The organism is Microlunatus parietis, assembly GCF_013407955.1.
Lineage (GTDB): Bacteria > Actinomycetota > Actinomycetes > Propionibacteriales > Propionibacteriaceae > Microlunatus > Microlunatus parietis.
Window position 1 is genome coordinate 559,690 of the sequence record NZ_JACCBU010000001.1, and the last position, 15,890, is coordinate 575,579.

Here is a 15,890-nt window from a genome sequence, read left to right on the forward strand (position 1 = left end):
GTGTCGCTGCACTAGGTTTGACGGCATGAAGCGGATCTTGACGTTGCTCGTCGCCGGGGTCGCGACGCTGTCCTTTGCCGGCTGCGCCGAGGCCGGGATCTCCGCGGGCGACGCGTACGCGATCGGCTGCCCGGCGGTCGACTCGGCCGCCGCGACCGGCTCCGTGGCCAACAAGGCGACCCTGGCCGGACTGCGTGCGCTGCGCGACTCCAGGCAGCTCGACGCCGACGGGCAGGCGTGGGTCGAGGCGACGATCACGCTGCTGGAGAACCCGAAGGAGGTCCCGGCCGAGGCCAAGAAGTTGATCATCGACGGCTGCGCAGAAAACGGTCACCCGCTCAGCAACCTCGGCTGAACCGCCGGTAGTCTCTCCGCGGACCACGCCGGACGGATCTGGGCGGACGTCCAGGAAGGCGGTCTCGGAGTGCACAGCACAAGCGCTCGCGGCGTGCCCGGCACGACGCTGCGATGGTCCTTGATGATCTTCGGTCTGGTCAGCTTCGGCGGTGCCTGGCTGGTCTGCGTACCGCTCTGGCAGAACGGCGGCGGCATCACCTCACCGCTGCTCGGCGCGACCGCCTCGGCAATGATGTTCACGCCGACGGTGGCGGTGTTGATCACCTGGCTGGTGACCCGGCCGCGGGGCAGTCGAAGCCTGCGTGAGCTGGCCTGGACCACCGGCCTCGGCTTCGGCCCGAACCGGCGCCGGACCTTGGCCGTGAGCGCGGCCGTCTGGGTCGGCATCCCGCTGTTCGTGGTGATCACCACGCTGATCTGCGCCCTGTTCGGTCTGTACCGCCTGGACCTGGAGACGTTCTCGCTGCTCGGCGACGAATACCGGCTGAAGACCGGCAGGACGCCCAATCCGCAGGCGATGTTGATCACCTCGATCGGCGCGGTGGCGCTGACCCCGCTGCTCAACGCGCTGCCCTCGTTCGGCGAGGAACTCGGCTGGCGCGGCTGGCTGTTCCCCAACCTGCTGCGGTACGGACCCTGGGCGGCGATCTTGATCACCGGTGTGGTGTGGGGCGTGTGGCACGCCCCGCTGACACTGCTCGGCTACAACTACGCGCTGCTCGGACCCTGGTCGGCGCTGATGTTCATCCCGTTCTGCATCGCCTTCGGTGCGATCCTGGCCTGGACACGCTGGTTCACCGGGAGCGTCTGGCCGGCCGTGGTCGGCCACGGCGTCTTCAACGGGTCGACCGGCCTGGTCCTGCTGCTCGGCGCTTCGGGGCAACAGGTCAACTTCGCCCTGGTCGGGCCGATCAGCGTGATCGGGATCGTCCTGTTCGCGATCATCGCCGCCCTGCTCTTCGCGGTCACCCGCCCCGGCGCCGGGGATGATCAACCGGAGCCTGTCGAAGTGCCGAACCACAACGTTCCCTGAGCCTGTCGAAGGGCAGGGCACATGTGGCTGACCACCCTTCGACAAGCTCAGGGAGCGTCGTCCTGGGACGCCTACCAGCCCACCTCGTCGCAGCCGCGATGATCACGCGGCTCGACCTGCAGGGTGGCGTGCGCGACGCCGTGCCGGTCCCGGAGCAGCGCCCGGGCCCGGTCCAGCACCGCGTGCGGATCGGCCGACTCGGCGGTGACGAGATGCGCGGTGGCGACGTTCATGCCCGAGGTGAGCGTCCACAGGTGCAGGTCGTGTACGTCGCCGACGCCGTCGATCGCGGCAAGATCACCGGCGACCTCGCCCGCATCCATCCCCTCCGGCACCTGCTGGCCGAGCACCGCGAACACCTGCCGGCCCAGCATCACGGCCCGTACGGCGACGAAGATCCCGATCGCGATCGCGATCGCGGTGTCCCAGAGCGGGCTGCCGGTGACCATGATCAGGATCCCGGCCGCGATCACGCCGACCGAGCCGGCGGTGTCGGCCAGCACCTCGAGATAGGCGCCGCGCACGCTCAGGCTCTCGGCCGAGCCGTTCCGCAGCAACAGCAGGGCGATCACGTTGATCACCAGGCCGATCACGCCGACCACCAGCATCGGGCCGGTCTGGATCGCCGTCGCCTCGCCGATCCTGCTGATCGCCTCGATCGTGACGTACACCGCGAGGCCGAGCATGATCACCACCGCCAGCAGCGACGCGAACACCTCCGCCCGGTACGAGCCGTAGCTGCGCCGGCCGGACCGGTCCGGCCGGGTCGCGATCCGGGTCGCGACCAGCGCAGCACCGAGCGTCACCACGTCCGCCGCCATGTGACCGGCGTCGGACAGCAGGGCCAGCGAGCCGGACCACAGGCCGGCCACCAGTTCGACGACGAAGAACGCCGCGATCAGGACGAAGGAGACCGCCAGCCGCCAGCGGTGCTTCCCGCCCGCGTGACCATGATCATGTCCCATGTCAGTGCTCCCGCTCCGGGTGAATGGCCTCGGTGTGCTCGCTGTGCGCGATGGCGACGTCGAGCAGCATCCGTACGTGGGCGTCGGCGAGCCGGTAGTACGCCAGCCGCCCCGCCCGCCGGGCCGTCACCACCCGATGCGCCCGGAGCAGCCGCAGCGCGTGCGAGGCCGCCGACTCGCTCTGCCCGGTGACCGCGGCCAGGTCCGAGACGCACAGTTCGCCGTCCAGCAGAGCGATCAGCAGCCGCAGCCGGCTCGGATCCGCCAACAGCCCGAAGATCTCGGCGGTATCCGCGATGTCCTCCGCCTCCGGCATCCGCTCCCGAACCTCCGCGACGTGAGCCTCGTCCACCAGATGCACACCTGAAGACCTGTTCATATGTCGAACCCTACCCCAATCCCGCCGACCAGTCACTAAAGCAGGCGTGGCGCCTGCCCTGAGCCTGTCGAAGGGCGACGTGTCGCTGCAGAAGAGCATCCGGTCGATCGAGATGAGGGGGAGCCGCAGGGATCTATCCGTGGCCGAGGGAGCAGGCCCGCAGCGCGCCGTCCCGCCGTTCCGACCGAACAGTTCCGGTGCGGGCCGGGCGGCCTACGATGTCGATCATCACGCTGTCCCCGGCGTACCGGGAGCCGCCGTCGCCGTACCTCCACCCATCGACCCGCAGAGGACCCGACCGATGAAGATCACCGCCGTCGAGACGTTCGTGATCACCAACCGCCGCATCCTGCTCAAGATCAGCACCGACACCGGGCACTACGGTTGGGGCGAGCCGACGCTCGAGGGCTGGGCCCGTCCGATCGAGGCGATCGTGGCGCAGATGGCCGACTACCTGGTCGGGCAGGACCCGCGCCGGATCACCCATCACTGGCAGGTGCTCGCCCGCGGCGGCTTCTACCGCGGCGGCCCGCTGTTCGGGTCGGCACTGGCCGGGATCGACCAGGCACTCTGGGACCTGAAAGGCCGCGCGCTCGGCGTACCGATCCACGAGCTGCTCGGCGGCGCGGTGCGGTCCAAGATCAGGATCTACGCCCACGCCGGCGGTCGGCCCGGTCACACCGGCAGCCCGGAGCGGGCCCGCATGCTGGTCGAGGCCGGCTACACGATGATCAAGGTCGCACCCGACGGCCAGGTCGGGTTCGTCGACACCGCCGACTACCTGGACCGGTTCGTCGCCGACGTCACCGAGCTGCGGGAGGCGATCGGCGGCGCGGTGGACTTCGGGATCGACCTGCACGGCCGGTTCTCGGTGCCGATGTCGCGCCGGGCCCTGCCGCTGATCGAGCACCTGGCGCCCGCGTTCGTGGAGGAGCCGCTCCGGCCCGAGCACTCCGAGTTGATCGGCTCCGTGGTGGACAGCACGTCGATCCCGATCGCGACCGGCGAGCGGCTCTACACCCGGACCGAGTTCCGCGCCGTGCTGGAGGCCGGCGTCGCCGTGGTTCAGCCCGACCTCTCGCACGCCGGCGGGATCTCGGAATCGTTCCGGATCGCCACCCAGGCAGAGATCTACGACGCGCAGCTGGCGCCGCACTGCCCGCTCGGACCGGTCGCCCTGGCCGCCTGCCTGCAGGTCGACACCGCGGTGCCGAACTTCCTGGCCCAGGAGACCGTGATCGAACTCCATGATCAACAACCCGGCCGCGGCCTGGAGTTGCTGACCAACCCGGAAGTGCTCGCCCCGGTCGACGGCTATCTGCCGGTGCTCACCGGGCCAGGCCTCGGCATCGAGATCGACGAGGACGCCGTCCGGGCCCAGGTCGCCACCGAGCCGCTGGCCCCGGGGTCGCCGACCTGGTTCTACCCGGCCGACGACAGCTTCGCCGAGTGGTGAGATGGAGGCCTACCCCGACCTCGCCGCGGACGAGCGCACCACACTGCGCCAGTTCCTTGATCACTACCGCGGGCGAGCCCTGCAGCGGGTGGAGCGGCTGACCGACGCGCAGGCGCGGCGGCGGGTCCTGCTCGCCACGGATCTGACGGCCGGCGGGATCCTCAAGCACCTGGCGCACATGGAGGACCACTGGTTCACCGCCCGGGTCGGCGGCGGCGAGCTCCCCGAACCGTGGGCGTCGGCGCCCCTGACCACTCAGCCGGACTGGGACTTCAGGTCCGCCGCCGACGACACGGTACGAGAGCTCGCCGACCTGTATCGGGCCGCCTGTGCCCGCAGCCGCGAGGTCACCGACCGGTTGCCGTCCCTGGACACGCTCGCTCCCAAGCCGTCCTTCGGCAAGGGCCCGGTCACCCTGCGCTGGGTCCTGGTGCACCTGCTGGAGGAGACGGCCTGCCATGTCGGCCACCTCGACCTGCTCACCGACGCGCTCGCTCAGGGTGAGAGCGGCTGATCGACCGGTCACAAGTGCAGCGACACGCCGCAAAAACCGCTGCTTTTGTGACTGGTCGGCGGGTTCTTAGAGGGGGCGGAGGACGAGGCCGGTTTTGAGTTTGGGGGTGAAGAAGGTCGATTTGGGGGGCATCAGCAGGTGTTCCCGGGCGGTGCGCTGGATCTCGGCGACCGAGACCGGGCGGATCAGGACGCCCGCTTCGGCCCGGCCGTCCCGGACGGCGGCGGTCACCTCCGCGAGCCCGTGCTGGTACGTCACCTCGTGCGGCACGTCGGCCAGCGCGGCTTCCAGCCAGGCTCCGTCCAGCTCCCGTACGTCTTCGAAGGCGCCGGGCAACGGGTCCAGCCGCCACGCCACGTCGCTCCCGACCAGCACCAGGTAGCCGTCGGCCTCCATCGCGGCGAGGGTCTCCGGGGTCGGCGCCGCGATCTCGCTGGTACGGAAGCGGCGACGCAAGGCGGCCAGCAGGTCGGCGGCGGAGATCCCCTGGTAGAGCCGGTGGATCGCCGCGACGCTGAGCTGATCGGCCACCAACTCGCCGACGTACGCCAGCGTCTGCTCGGCCGCCGTGTCGGTCCGGCCCGTCGCCGCCCGTACTTCGTCGCGATAGATCCGGCTCACCCCGTAGCGGTGGTGGCCGTCGGCGATCAGCACGTCGTCGGAGCCGACCAGCTCGGCGATCGCGGCCACCCGGGCCGGGTCGGCGACCCGTTCCACGACGTGCTCCACGCCCTCGTCGCTCACCTTGCCGACCGGCTCGCCGGGCTCGGCCAGCAGCGCGGTCAGGCCGGACGCCAGGGCGAGACCCCAGACCGGCGAGAGGTTGGCCCGGGTGGCCCGGGTCAGATCGAGCCGGTCGGTGGACGCCTTCGGCGTGGTCCGTTCGTGCGGCAGCACCCCGCCGGCCCCCTCGTCGACGACCTCGAGCCCGCCGATCACCCCGGCCAGATCGCGCGGCACGCCGGCCGCGTCGGTGAACCGCACCCGGTAGATCGTGAACGTCGGCCCGGCATCGGCGACCAGGATCCCGGTCCGCTGCCACCGCTCGAGCAAGCGGCCGGACCGGGCATAGCCGTCGGGGCCGGAGGGCACGTCCAGGTGCACGATGTTGTGCTCGGAGCGCTGCCGGAAGGTCTCGGCGTCGGCCTCGGACAGCACGTCGTACGGTGGCGCGACGAGCGCGTCCAGGTCGTCGGTGGCGGCATAGCGCAGGGCGGCGAAGGGCACGAAGGCGGGCACCGCCCCAGCCTGCCAGACGAGACCGAAACACCGCTGTCATCGCGATAGGCCATGATGGGGTGTGTGTTCCTGATGCGCGTGTCCCTGCCCGACCGACCCGGTTCGCTGGGTGCCGTCGCGTCGGCGTTGGGCACGGTCGGCGCCGACATCAATGCGGTGGAGATCGTCGACAAGACCGGCGAGGTCGTCATCGACGACTTCATCGTCGACCTGCCGAACGGGCAACTGCCGGAGACGCTGGTGACCGCCTGCGAGGTGCTGGACGGAGTCCGCGTCGAATGGATCTCCCGCTACCCGGAGGGCGGCGGGCTGCAGTCCGACCTCGAGGCGCTGGAACGGATGACGGCCGACCCGAAGCAGGCCGCGGAGACGCTGGCCTCGATGTGCCCGGTGGTGTTCCGGTCCCATTGGGCGACGCTGCTGGACGTCGCCGCCGACCCGCCGCGGGCGATCTACTCGACCACGCTGGCGCCGGACTTCGGCGACCGGCCGCCGGACTCGCTGGCGCCGTTCCACGAGACCCGCCGGGTCGATCTGCCGGCCGGTTGGCTGCCGGGCTGGGGTGACTCCACGGTCGTGATCACGCCGGTCGCGGACGATCGGGTGATCATCATCGGCCGGCTCGGCGGCCCGCCGTTCCTGGATTCGGAGATCGCCCGGCTGAACCATCTCGCCGCGCTCGTCAAGTAGGTGCGGTCCCGAGCGCTACCGTACGCTTCGTGCACCTCGGCTGGCCGGAACTCCTCGCGCTGCTGACCTCGCTCGCGTTCGGCGTCGTCTCGGCCATCGTCCCGATCGCCAATGCCGAGGCGTACGTGATCGCGTCGCAGGTCACTGCCGTCGCCGGCCCGCTCCCGGTCGCGGTCGGCGTGGGCCTCGGCCAGTCGGCCGGCAAGCTGCTGCTGTTCATCGCCGTCCGGCGCGGTCGCGACTTCTGGTTCGTCCGCCGCCAACACCATGATCAACAACCGGTCGGGCCGGTCCGGACCAGGATCCGGGCCTTCCTCGCCCGGCTGCTGGAACTGGTCGGGACCAACCGCTGGGGACTGCCGATCGTCGCCCTGGCGGCGGTGGTCGGGATTCCGCCGCTCTACGCCGTTTCCCTGGTCGCCGGCGCCAGCCGGATGGGTGCCCTCTGGTTCTGGCTCGTCGTCGCCGCCGGCCGGGTCACCCGGTTCGTGCTAGTCGCGCTCGGCGTCGGCTGGTTACCGTTCTGGTGATCATGACCGACCACGATCCGGTACGGGAGCCCTGGCGGCTCCGTGACGCCGCCCAGCTGGCCGCGCTGCGCCGGGCCCGGGACCTGGTGGACCGCCACTACGCCGAGCCGCTGGACCTGGACGACCTCGCCGCGGCGGCCGGCTACTCCCGGTTCCACTTCGCCCGGGCCTTCCGAGCGGCGTACGGCGAGACGCCGGCCCGCTATCTCACCCGGCGCCGGATCGAACGGGCCGCCGAACTGCTCCGCTGGGTCAACCTCACCGTGACCGAGGTCTGCCACCTGGTCGGGTTCAGCAGCCTGGGCTCGTTCAGCAGCGCCTTCACGGACTTCGTGGGCACCTCCCCGGCCCGGTTCCAGGCCGACGCCCACCGGAGCGGTCGACCGCCGATCCCGGGCTGCTACGTGCTGATGTACGGGCGACCGCAGAAGAGAGCAAGCTCGGAGAAGCCCGAACCGCCGCCACCTCAGTAGCGTCGGGAGCGACCCGAAAGGAGCCTTCCATGATCACCAAACTGGGTGTCGCCAGCATCTACGTCACCGACTACGACCAGGCCAAGGAGTTCTTCGTCGGCAAGCTCGGCTTCACCGAGCGGTTCGACGTCAAGCTGGACAACGGCTACCGCTGGTGCACCGTCGCCCCGCCGGGCGCGCCGGACTTCCAGCTCAACCTGACCGTGCCCGGGCCGCCGATGCACGACGAGGAGACGACGGCGGCGATCCGGATGCTGCTGGCCAAGGGCGCGCTCAGCGGCGGCGCCTGGAACACCGACGACTGCCGGGCCACCCATCGCGAGTTCACCGCCCGCGGCGTCGAGTTCCTGCAGGAGCCGCAGGACCGCCCGTACGGTGTCGAGGCGGTGTTCCGGGACCCGTTCGGGAACTGGTACAGCCTGAACGAGACCAACGATCTCGCCGACAACGCCGACGAGATCAGCCGGCACTACGAGCCGGGCGACACCGCCGGCTGAGTTCCGGCGCTGTCCCCAGTCACGGCGCGGATCCGCGAGCGAGCGGGCCGCGCCGTTTCTGCTGTCCAGCTGGTGAAACGATTAACGCTGAAGGTCGCTGCGATTTCGCATCGATCCAGCGTCGCCGTTGACAAACATCTGATCATTTGCCCATGATGAGCGCAGCCACCGCAGGCTTACTGGGAGGAATGACCCTGGTTCATCGGATGCATCGTCGCTCACCGAACGAAGCGACGGCTTGGCCACAGACACCGATCCCTCCAACGACCACGAGGGATGCGAGCTCGCCGGCCCCAGCCCAATCAGACACCGACCATCAGGACGCAGGAGGGGGAATCCGCTGATGAGTGTCCTCGCGACCCGCCGGCCCAGAGAACGCATTCAGTCGCGACGGATCAAGGAGCCCAAGTCCGACCACGCGTTCTTGATCATCAACTACGGGGTGCTGGCGCTGTTCTGCCTCTCCGTGCTCTACCCGTTGATCTTCGTGCTGAGCGCGTCGGTCAGCTCGGCGTCGGCGATCAACTCGGGCCAGGTCATCCTCTGGCCGGTCGGCTTCAACATCGACGCCTACGTCGACATCTTCCGCTCCCCCGAACTGTTCGGCGGCCTGCTGAACTCGCTGTTCTACGCGGTGGCCGGCGCGCTGATCGGCACCGCGATCACGATCTTGGCCGCCTATCCGCTGTCCCGGGACGACCTGCCGTTCCGCCGGCCGCTGACGTTCTTCTTCCTGATCCCGACGATGTTCAGCGCCGGGATCATCCCGAACTACATCGTGGTCCGCCAGCTCGGCCTGCTGGACACCCGCTGGGCGATCATCCTCCCGGGCGCGATGGCGATCTTCAACATGATCGTCACCCGGACCTTCTACCAGATCAACATCCCGAAGGAGCTGCTCGAGGCCTCCCGGGTCGACGGCGCCAGCGACTTCCGGTTCTTCTTCCAGGTGGCGCTGCCGCTGAGCAAGCCGATCATCGCGGTGAACCTGTTGTTCTACGGCGTGACGCAGTGGAACAGCTGGTTCAGCGCCTTCCTCTACCTGACCAACTCCGACCTCTATCCACTGCAGTTGGTGCTGCGCAACATCCTGGCCAAGAGCGCGCCAGACCCGGCCCAGCTGTCCGGCGTGGACGTCCAGGAGCTGATCCGGAACCGGGAACTGTTCGACAAGCTCAAGTACGCGGTGATCGTGGTCGCCATGCTGCCGCCGCTGATCGTCTACCCGTTCGTCCAGAAGCACTTCGTCAAGGGTGCGCTCATCGGATCGCTGAAGTGAGGCCGCGATGACTGCAACGACGACCCCCACCACCCGGCCGGCCGCGGAGCCGGAGCGGACCGAGAAGCCGAAGACCAAGCTGTCGCTCCGGCTGCGCCGGTCCTGGCAGCTGTACGTCCTGCTGATCCCGCCGACGATCTATGCGTTGATCTTCCTCTGGTGGCCGCTGTACGGCCTGCAGATGGCGTTCAAGAACTTCAGCGTGGTCAAGGGCATCGAGGGCAGCCCCTGGGTCGGGTTCAAATACATCGAGCAGTTCGTCACCTCGTACCAGTTCTGGCCGATCCTCAGCAATACGTTGATCTTGAACTTCTACCAGCTGATCGCCCTGTTCCCGTTGCCGGTGATCTTGGCCCTGCTGGTGAACACGGTACGCAGCGTCAAGTACCAGCGGGTCGTGCAGATGATCACCTACGCGCCGCACTTCATCTCGACGGTGGTCGTGGTCGGCATCATCATCATGCTGTTCGACCCGTCCGGCGGCGTGATCAACCAGGCCATCGCGACGTTCGGCGGCCAGCCTGTGGACTTCCTCAGCTCGGGCGCGTTCCGGCACACCTACGTCTGGTCCGATGCCTGGCAGACGCTCGGCTTCTCGGCGATCATCTACCTCGCCGCGTTGACCGGGGTCGACCCGCAGCTGCACGAAGCCGCCAAGGTGGACGGGGCCAACCTGCTCCGCCGGATCTGGCACATCGACCTGCCGGCCGTCGTCCCGGTCATGATCACCTTGCTGATCCTCAACATGGGCAACATGCTCAACACCGGGTTCGAGAAGGTCCTGCTGATGCAGAACCCGCTGAACCAGTCGGTCTCGGAGGTGATCGACACCTACTCGTACCGGATCGGCTTCGCGACCATCCCGCAGTTCTCGTACGCGACCGCGATCGGGCTGTTCAAGTCCGTGATCGGCGTGATCTTGCTCGTCGTCGCCAACTGGCTCGCCCGGCGAGTCGCGAAGCAGAGCCTCTTCTAGTCCGTCAGTACATCGTCAACACAGGGGTGTCGATCATGCAATCCAAGGAATTCAAGCCACTGCAGCTGGACCGGCGCGCGTTCGTCCGGGCCGCCGGGATCGGCGCCGCCGGTCTTGCCGTGCCCGGGGCCCTGGCCGCCTGCTCCACCGAGGGCAGCGGACCGGAGAAGCCCGAGGGCATCGAGAACGTCGAGCAGAAGCAGCTCGGCGCGGAAACGCCCGGGGTGATCTACCCGGACGGCTACGTCGGTCCGCGGGCGAGCCAGAAGGAGCCGTTCGGCGACCCGTCGAAGTCGTTCAAGGTGGTGGTCCAGGTCGACGCCGAGGATGTCGGCGACTGGTCCACCAACAAGTTCTCCGCCTGGCTGGAGAAGCGGACCGGCGTCAAGATCGAGTTCGTCCAGGTCATGGTGACCGGCACCGACGGCAGCGTCGACATGACCAAGATCAACGCGATGCTGGCCTCGAACGAGTTGCCGGACGCGTTCCTCAACATCCCGTTCACCAGCGACCAGGTCTCGCTGTACGGCCAGCAGGGTCTGTTCGTCGCCCTGCAGGACTACATCGAGACCTACGCCCCCGAGGCCCGGCGGATGCGCCAGGAGTATCCGGACTTCGACGCGCTGAACCGGGCCCAGGACGGCAACACGTACTGGTTCCGCGGGATCAACGATTGCTTCCACTGCCGGGTCTCCCCCGGCCGGGCCTTCGTCAACCAGAAGTACCTCGACGCGGTCGGCGCCAAGATCCCGACCACCACCGAGGAGCTCCGTACCGTCCTGAAGGCGTTGAAGGACAACGACCCGACGCCGGGCAAGAACATCATCCCGTTCGGCGCCTCGCTGACCAACCCGCTCGACCGGTTCGTCATGAACGCGTTCCTCTACAACCCCGGCGGCGACCGCAACGGTGGCTGGCTGCGGCTGAACGACGGCAAGGTCGAGTTCGTCGCGGACAAGCCGGAGTGGCGCGAGGGCCTGCGTTTCCTGCGCACCCTGTACGACGACGGCACGCTGCCGAAGACGTCGTTCACGATGCCCCAGGAAGCACTGCTCAAGGCGGGCAACACGGGCCGGTTCGGCGTCATGCGCGGCTACTGGTGGGGCAGCTTCATGGACCTCGAGTACAAGGAGGACGCGCTCTGGCACGACTATGTGCCGGTGCCGCCGCTGAAGGGACCGGGCGGGGTCCAGTACGCGGCCTGGGACCACTACGGCTACGCGTCCGGCAACCTCGTGATCACCAGCAAGTGCAGCAACCCGGAGATCCTGGTCCAGTGGGCCGACGCCCAGATGGAGCTGGAGGCGGTCATGGGCGCCTACGGCGGCATCAAGGACGACAACTGGGGCTGGGCCAAGGAGGGCGACACGGCGATCAACGGCAAGCAGGCCGTCTGGTACTCGGTCGAGTTCCCGGCACCGACGGGCACGTCCTGGGATCAGCACTCGGTCATGTACCGCTCGAACGACTTCCGGCTCGGCCAGTGGGTCGACCCGAAGCAGCCGACGTTCGAGAAGGACCTCTACGAGGCGAGCCTGGTCTACGAGCCGCACCAGCAGCCGAAGGAGATGCAGCTGCCGCCGCTGCTGTTCGACGAGTCGAGTGCCGCCCAGAAGGCGGACACCGCGGCCGCGATCGAGCTCGCCGTCAAGGAGCACCTGGCGAAGTTCAGCACCGGCGAGCTCGATGTCAACGACGACGCCGCCTGGGACGCGTACGTGGCCAAGTTCGAGACCATGGGGATGCCGGCCTACCTCGAGATCTACCAGCAGGCGTACGATAACCGGCCCAAGTAGGCCACGCCGGAATCGGACGGGGAGCGGCCATGAGCGACGAGGGTTGGCGCGAGTTCCTGGCCGCGGACGGGGTGGCCGACTGGGTCGTGCTGCACGGCGGAGCGACCGCGGCCTTCCGCGTTGCGTCGCTCGGCGCGGCCGCCCACCTCGTCGCGGCGCTCTCCGACGTCCCGGGGCTGGCCGGCTCCGGGACGGTGCTCACGATCACCGACGGCCGGGTCACGGTGCGGTTGACCCGTGACCTGTGGCTGTTGGGCCGGCACCAGTGAAACTGGCCCGGCAGGTCTCGGCGGTCGCGCGGGCCCATGGCGCCGTCGCCGACCGGGCCGCGGTGCACGAGGTCCAGTTCGCGATCGCCGCGAAGCCCGACACGATCGACGTCGGGTTCTGGCGTGCGGTGCTCGGCTACGCCCCGATGTCCGACGACAACGCCGTGGACCCGCTGGGACACGGGTCGACGGTGTGGCTGCAGCCCCTCGACGAGGCCAAGCCACTGCGGCACGCCATGCACGTCGACGTGTCGCTGGCTCGCGAGCAGGCCGAGGAACGGTTCGCGGCCGCCGTCGCGGCCGGCGGCCGGGTCGTCGAGGACAACGGACCCGCGTCGTGGCTGCTCGCGGACCGGGCCGGCAACAAGGTGTGCCTGACCGCGTGGCCTGACGGCGCGTAGCCGGCGCTCAGCGGAACTATTCGCCCTCTGGGCGGCCGATCCCGAAGCCGATGTCGCCGGTCATCACGTAGTAGACGTACCAACCCAGCAGGAAGCAGGCCAGCATCGCGCCGAACAGGGCGAGGCTGACCCAGATCCGCATCCGCTTCTTCGACTTCGTGCTGGGCACCTTCTCCGGCCCCCACTCGCCTACGTTGGGCTGCACCCGCGGCGGAGCCTGCCCGTTCAGGTTCAGGTTGGAGAAGATCTTCGGCACGACGACCACCTTAGCCAACGGCGGCTCGGAACTCGGCGAGCCAGGGGTCGGTGGCGAAGCGGTCCGGCGGGCCGACCCGGTCGATGCTCACCGGCTCCAGGCCGTGCTCGGTGAAGCGGTCGATGTCGGCCCGGTACAACGGCCACGGCGGACCCTTGACCTCGCCCTCGTCCAGCGCGGACGCCACCACGACGAGGGTCCCGCCGGGCGCGACCAGGCTCGCGACGGCCGCGGTCGCGTCGGCCCGGCGGTCCGGCGGGATCGACTGGATGGTCAGGCTCTCGAAGACAAGGTCGAAGGCGCGCAGCCATTCGGCCGGCAGGGCGAGCAGGTCGGCGACCCGGAGGTCGATTCCGGTGTCGCCGTGCCGGCGGCGGGCCTCGGCGACCGCTTCGGGCACGAAGTCGAAGCCGGTGGTACGGAAACCCAGCGAGGCCAGGTGGGCCGCGTCGCGACCGTACCCGCAACCGACGACGACGGCGGACTTCCCGGCACCGTCGACGGGCCGGCGCTCCAGCCAGTGCCGGAGGTGCGAGTGCGGGCCCTCGTGGTCCCACGGCACGGCCGCACCGCCCCGCTCCGCGGCCGCGTACATCTCGCTGAACCTGTCTCTCGGATCGGACACGGTCACTCCTCGCCGACCCGGGCCACCTCGGCGGCCGCCTCGGGCCCGTTGTGCAGCAGCACCTCGAAGCCCTCAGCGTCCAGGATCGGCACCTTCAGCGTGACCGCCTTGTCGTACTTGGATCCCTGCGATTCACCGACCACGACGAAGGAGGTCTTCTTCGACACGGAACCGCTGACCTTGCCGCCGCGGCTTGTGATCGCCTCGGCCGCCGAGTCGCGGGTGTAGCCGGGGATCGAGCCGGTCACGACGAACGAGTGCCCGGCCAGCGTCTGGTCCCGCTCCTCCCCCGGCTCGTCGGCCATCACACAGCCGGCGGCCAGCCACTTCTCGACGATCTCCCGCCGCCACGGTTCGGCGAAGTGCTCCCGGATCGCCGTGACCAGGGTCGGGCCGATCCCCTCGACGTCGGCGAGCTGCTCCTCGGACGCCTCCATCAGTGCCTGGATGCTGCCGAACGCGGCCGCCAGGTCGGGGGCGACACCGGGGCCGACGTGCCGGATCGACAGGGCGACCAGGAACTTCGCCAGCGGCCGGGTCTTGGCCTCCTCCAGGTTGGCCAGCAGCTTGCGCCCGTTCGCCGACAGCGCGCCAGCCTTGGTGGTGAAGAACTCGCTCTGCAGCAGCCCTTCCTCGGTCAGTCCGAACAGGTCGCCCTCGTCGCCGATCAGGCCGGCGTCCAGCAGCGCCTGGCCGGACTGGTAGCCGAGCACCTCGATGTCCAGCGCGGCCCGCCCGGACAGGTGGAACAGCCGCTCCCGCAACTGGGCCGGGCAGGACCGGGTGTTCGGGCAGCGGATGTCCGCATCGCCCTCCTTCTCGTACGCCAGCGCGGTGCCGCACTCCGGGCAGTGGGTCGGCATCTCGAACGCCCGCTCGTCGCCGGTACGAAGATCGACAACCGGGCCGACGATCTCGGGGATCACGTCGCCGGCCTTGCGCAGCACCACCGTGTCGCCGATCAGCACGCCCTTGCGGACCACCTCGGACGCGTTGTGCAGGGTCGCCATCGCCACGGTCGACCCGGCCACCTTGACCGGCTCCATCACTCCGTACGGCGTGACCCGGCCGGTCCGGCCGACGTTGACCCGGATGTCGATCAACTTCGTGTTGACCTCCTCCGGCGGGTACTTGAACGCAATCGCCCAGCGCGGCGCCCGCGACGTGGACCCGAGTTGATCTTGGACCGAGCGCAGGTCGAGCTTGATCACGATGCCGTCGATCTCGTGCTCGACCGAGTGCCGGTGCTCGCCGAAGTGGTTGATCACCTGCCAGACCTCGTCCAGGTCATGGCAGAGCTTGGCGTGCGCGCTGACCGGGAGGCCCCAGGCCTTCAGCGCCGGATAGACCTCGGACAGCCGCTCCACCGCGAACCCCTCGGTGGCACCGAGACCGTGCGCAACGAAGCCGAGCCGGCGGGACGCGGTGATCTTGGGGTCCTTCTGCCGCAGCGACCCGGCCGCGGCGTTGCGCGGGTTGGCGAACGGCGCCTTGCCGTCGGCGACCAGGTGCTCGTTCAGCGCCGCGAAGTCCTCCACCGCGAAGAACACCTCGCCGCGGACCTCGAGCAGATCCGGCACGTCCTTCCCGGACAGCCGCCCCGGCACCGTGTCGATGGTCCGGACGTTGGCGGTGACGTCCTCACCGACCCGGCCGTCGCCGCGGGTGGCGGCCCGGACCAGCCGGCCCTTCTCGTACACCAGATCGATGGCCAGCCCGTCCACCTTCAGCTCGCAGAGGAACCCGGACTTGGTGATCTGCTGCTCGCCCAGCTCCCGGATCGCCCGCTGCGCCCAGCGATCCAGCTCCTCGGCGGAGAACGCGTTGTCCAGGCTCATCAGCGGCTGCAGGTGCTGCACCGGCGTGAACGTCGTCGACGGCGGCCCGCCGACCTGCTGACTCGGCGAGTCCGGCGTCCGCAGCGACGGGAACCGGTCCTCCAGCCCGTTCAGCTCCCGCATCATCGCGTCGAACTCGGCGTCGGAGATCGTCGGCGCGTCCAGCACGTGGTAGCGCCAGCGCGCCTCGTTCAACGCCTCGGCCAGATCGGCGTGCCGATCCCTGGACTTCGGGTCCGGGTCGTCCAGGTCGACATCGATCTTCGCGGTGTCCGGCAGATCCTCTTCACTCATCCGTGCCACGAGCGAAACAGTAG

General features: G+C 69.2%; 19 protein-coding genes. 13 read left to right on the top strand and 6 right to left on the bottom strand.

What is annotated here, in order from left to right:
* The first annotated feature begins 25 nt into the window (after positions 1-25).
* Both BKA15_RS02725 and BKA15_RS02730 read left to right on the top strand, forming a co-directional pair.
* Positions 26-355, top strand: coding sequence for a hypothetical protein (locus tag BKA15_RS02725; protein WP_179747982.1), 330 nt, complete (start codon positions 26-28; stop codon positions 353-355).
* 123 nt (positions 356-478) lie between these two features.
* Positions 479-1,390 carry a CPBP family intramembrane glutamic endopeptidase gene (locus BKA15_RS02730; protein WP_179747983.1) on the top strand — a complete coding sequence of 304 codons (912 nt, stop codon included), beginning with the start codon at positions 479-481 and terminating at the stop codon, positions 1,388-1,390.
* 71 nt (positions 1,391-1,461) lie between these two features.
* Here the strand turns inward: BKA15_RS02730 and BKA15_RS02735 are convergent, their stop codons facing one another.
* Both BKA15_RS02735 and BKA15_RS02740 read right to left on the bottom strand, forming a co-directional pair.
* Positions 1,462-2,355, bottom strand: a complete 894-nt coding sequence (locus tag BKA15_RS02735; protein ID WP_179747984.1) for a cation diffusion facilitator family transporter — start codon at positions 2,353-2,355, stop codon at positions 1,462-1,464.
* A 1-nt stretch (position 2,356) separates the two neighbouring features.
* Positions 2,357-2,734 carry an ArsR/SmtB family transcription factor gene (locus BKA15_RS02740; RefSeq protein WP_179747985.1) on the bottom strand — a complete coding sequence of 126 codons (378 nt, stop codon included), beginning with the start codon at positions 2,732-2,734 and terminating at the stop codon, positions 2,357-2,359.
* A 112-nt stretch (positions 2,735-2,846) separates the two neighbouring features.
* Here BKA15_RS02740 and dgoD point away from each other — a divergent pair, with 112 nt between their 5' ends.
* Positions 2,847-4,190: a galactonate dehydratase gene (gene dgoD / locus BKA15_RS02745; RefSeq protein WP_281385369.1), complete on the top strand. Its 1,344-nt coding sequence runs from the start codon at positions 2,847-2,849 to the stop codon at positions 4,188-4,190.
* Between the two features lies 1 nt (position 4,191).
* Positions 4,192-4,704 carry a DinB family protein gene (locus tag BKA15_RS02750; RefSeq protein ID WP_179747987.1) on the top strand — a complete coding sequence of 171 codons (513 nt, stop codon included), beginning with the start codon at positions 4,192-4,194 and terminating at the stop codon, positions 4,702-4,704.
* Between the two features lie 66 nt (positions 4,705-4,770).
* Here BKA15_RS02750 and BKA15_RS02755 read toward each other — a convergent pair whose 3' ends face one another.
* On the bottom strand, positions 4,771-5,943 hold the full coding sequence (locus tag BKA15_RS02755) for a DUF1015 family protein (RefSeq protein WP_179747988.1): 1,173 nt from the start codon (positions 5,941-5,943) through the stop codon (positions 4,771-4,773).
* A gap of 72 nt (positions 5,944-6,015) precedes the next feature.
* Here BKA15_RS02755 and BKA15_RS02760 point away from each other — a divergent pair, with 72 nt between their 5' ends.
* The 9 genes from BKA15_RS02760 (at position 6,016) to BKA15_RS34745 (ending at position 12,854) form a co-directional block, all read left to right on the top strand.
* Positions 6,016-6,633 (top strand): ACT domain-containing protein, encoded by a 618-nt coding sequence (locus BKA15_RS02760; protein WP_246322558.1) that lies wholly within the window; start codon positions 6,016-6,018, stop codon positions 6,631-6,633.
* Positions 6,634-6,662: 29 nt separating this feature from the next.
* Positions 6,663-7,163, top strand: coding sequence for a hypothetical protein (locus tag BKA15_RS02765; RefSeq protein WP_179747989.1), 501 nt, complete (start codon positions 6,663-6,665; stop codon positions 7,161-7,163).
* Between the two features lie 2 nt (positions 7,164-7,165).
* Positions 7,166-7,636, top strand: coding sequence for a helix-turn-helix domain-containing protein (locus BKA15_RS02770; protein ID WP_179747990.1), 471 nt, complete (start codon positions 7,166-7,168; stop codon positions 7,634-7,636).
* 29 nt (positions 7,637-7,665) lie between these two features.
* Positions 7,666-8,133 (top strand): VOC family protein, encoded by a 468-nt coding sequence (locus BKA15_RS02775; protein WP_179747991.1) that lies wholly within the window; start codon positions 7,666-7,668, stop codon positions 8,131-8,133.
* 343 nt (positions 8,134-8,476) lie between these two features.
* Positions 8,477-9,412, top strand: coding sequence for a carbohydrate ABC transporter permease (locus BKA15_RS02780; protein WP_179747992.1), 936 nt, complete (start codon positions 8,477-8,479; stop codon positions 9,410-9,412).
* Positions 9,413-9,419: 7 nt separating this feature from the next.
* Positions 9,420-10,388: an ABC transporter permease gene (locus BKA15_RS02785; protein ID WP_179747993.1), complete on the top strand. Its 969-nt coding sequence runs from the start codon at positions 9,420-9,422 to the stop codon at positions 10,386-10,388.
* A 35-nt stretch (positions 10,389-10,423) separates the two neighbouring features.
* The gene (locus BKA15_RS02790) at positions 10,424-12,184 is read left to right on the top strand and encodes a type 2 periplasmic-binding domain-containing protein (RefSeq protein WP_179747994.1); all 1,761 of its coding nucleotides are present in this window, start codon (positions 10,424-10,426) and stop codon (positions 12,182-12,184) included.
* A gap of 29 nt (positions 12,185-12,213) precedes the next feature.
* Positions 12,214-12,453: a hypothetical protein gene (locus BKA15_RS34740; RefSeq protein ID WP_218871030.1), complete on the top strand. Its 240-nt coding sequence runs from the start codon at positions 12,214-12,216 to the stop codon at positions 12,451-12,453.
* The gene (locus BKA15_RS34745) at positions 12,450-12,854 is read left to right on the top strand and encodes a VOC family protein (RefSeq protein WP_218871031.1); all 405 of its coding nucleotides are present in this window, start codon (positions 12,450-12,452) and stop codon (positions 12,852-12,854) included. Before BKA15_RS34740 ends, BKA15_RS34745 begins: the two co-directional genes overlap by 4 nt.
* Before the next feature lie 16 nt (positions 12,855-12,870).
* On the opposite strand, the gene BKA15_RS02800 is transcribed toward BKA15_RS34745, so the two are convergent.
* Genes BKA15_RS02800 through ligA form a run of 3 tightly spaced genes read right to left on the bottom strand, consistent with a single transcriptional unit; the run spans position 12,871 to position 15,867 of the window.
* Entirely contained in the window at positions 12,871-13,110 is a 240-nt protein-coding gene (locus tag BKA15_RS02800; protein WP_179747995.1) for a hypothetical protein, read from the bottom strand.
* Between the two features lie 10 nt (positions 13,111-13,120).
* Positions 13,121-13,735, bottom strand: a complete 615-nt coding sequence (locus BKA15_RS02805; RefSeq protein ID WP_218871032.1) for a class I SAM-dependent methyltransferase — start codon at positions 13,733-13,735, stop codon at positions 13,121-13,123.
* A gap of 2 nt (positions 13,736-13,737) precedes the next feature.
* Positions 13,738-15,867: an NAD-dependent DNA ligase LigA gene (ligA, locus tag BKA15_RS02810; RefSeq protein WP_179747996.1), complete on the bottom strand. Its 2,130-nt coding sequence runs from the start codon at positions 15,865-15,867 to the stop codon at positions 13,738-13,740.
* Positions 15,868-15,890: the final 23 nt, after the last annotated feature.

Coding starts and splice junctions, on each gene's coding strand:
- BKA15_RS02725 (WP_179747982.1), top strand. CDS start 26: ATGAAGCGGATCTTGACGTTGCTCGTCGCCGGGGTCGCGACGCTGTCC.
- BKA15_RS02730 (WP_179747983.1), top strand. CDS start 479: ATGATCTTCGGTCTGGTCAGCTTCGGCGGTGCCTGGCTGGTCTGCGTA.
- BKA15_RS02735 (WP_179747984.1), bottom strand. CDS start 2,355: ATGGGACATGATCATGGTCACGCGGGCGGGAAGCACCGCTGGCGGCTG.
- BKA15_RS02740 (WP_179747985.1), bottom strand. CDS start 2,734: ATGAACAGGTCTTCAGGTGTGCATCTGGTGGACGAGGCTCACGTCGCG.
- dgoD (WP_281385369.1), top strand. CDS start 2,847: ATGAGGGGGAGCCGCAGGGATCTATCCGTGGCCGAGGGAGCAGGCCCG.
- BKA15_RS02750 (WP_179747987.1), top strand. CDS start 4,192: ATGGAGGCCTACCCCGACCTCGCCGCGGACGAGCGCACCACACTGCGC.
- BKA15_RS02760 (WP_246322558.1), top strand. CDS start 6,016: ATGCGCGTGTCCCTGCCCGACCGACCCGGTTCGCTGGGTGCCGTCGCG.
- BKA15_RS02770 (WP_179747990.1), top strand. CDS start 7,166: ATGACCGACCACGATCCGGTACGGGAGCCCTGGCGGCTCCGTGACGCC.
- BKA15_RS02775 (WP_179747991.1), top strand. CDS start 7,666: ATGATCACCAAACTGGGTGTCGCCAGCATCTACGTCACCGACTACGAC.
- BKA15_RS02780 (WP_179747992.1), top strand. CDS start 8,477: ATGAGTGTCCTCGCGACCCGCCGGCCCAGAGAACGCATTCAGTCGCGA.
- BKA15_RS02785 (WP_179747993.1), top strand. CDS start 9,420: ATGACTGCAACGACGACCCCCACCACCCGGCCGGCCGCGGAGCCGGAG.
- BKA15_RS02790 (WP_179747994.1), top strand. CDS start 10,424: ATGCAATCCAAGGAATTCAAGCCACTGCAGCTGGACCGGCGCGCGTTC.
- BKA15_RS34740 (WP_218871030.1), top strand. CDS start 12,214: ATGAGCGACGAGGGTTGGCGCGAGTTCCTGGCCGCGGACGGGGTGGCC.
- ligA (WP_179747996.1), bottom strand. CDS start 15,867: ATGAGTGAAGAGGATCTGCCGGACACCGCGAAGATCGATGTCGACCTG.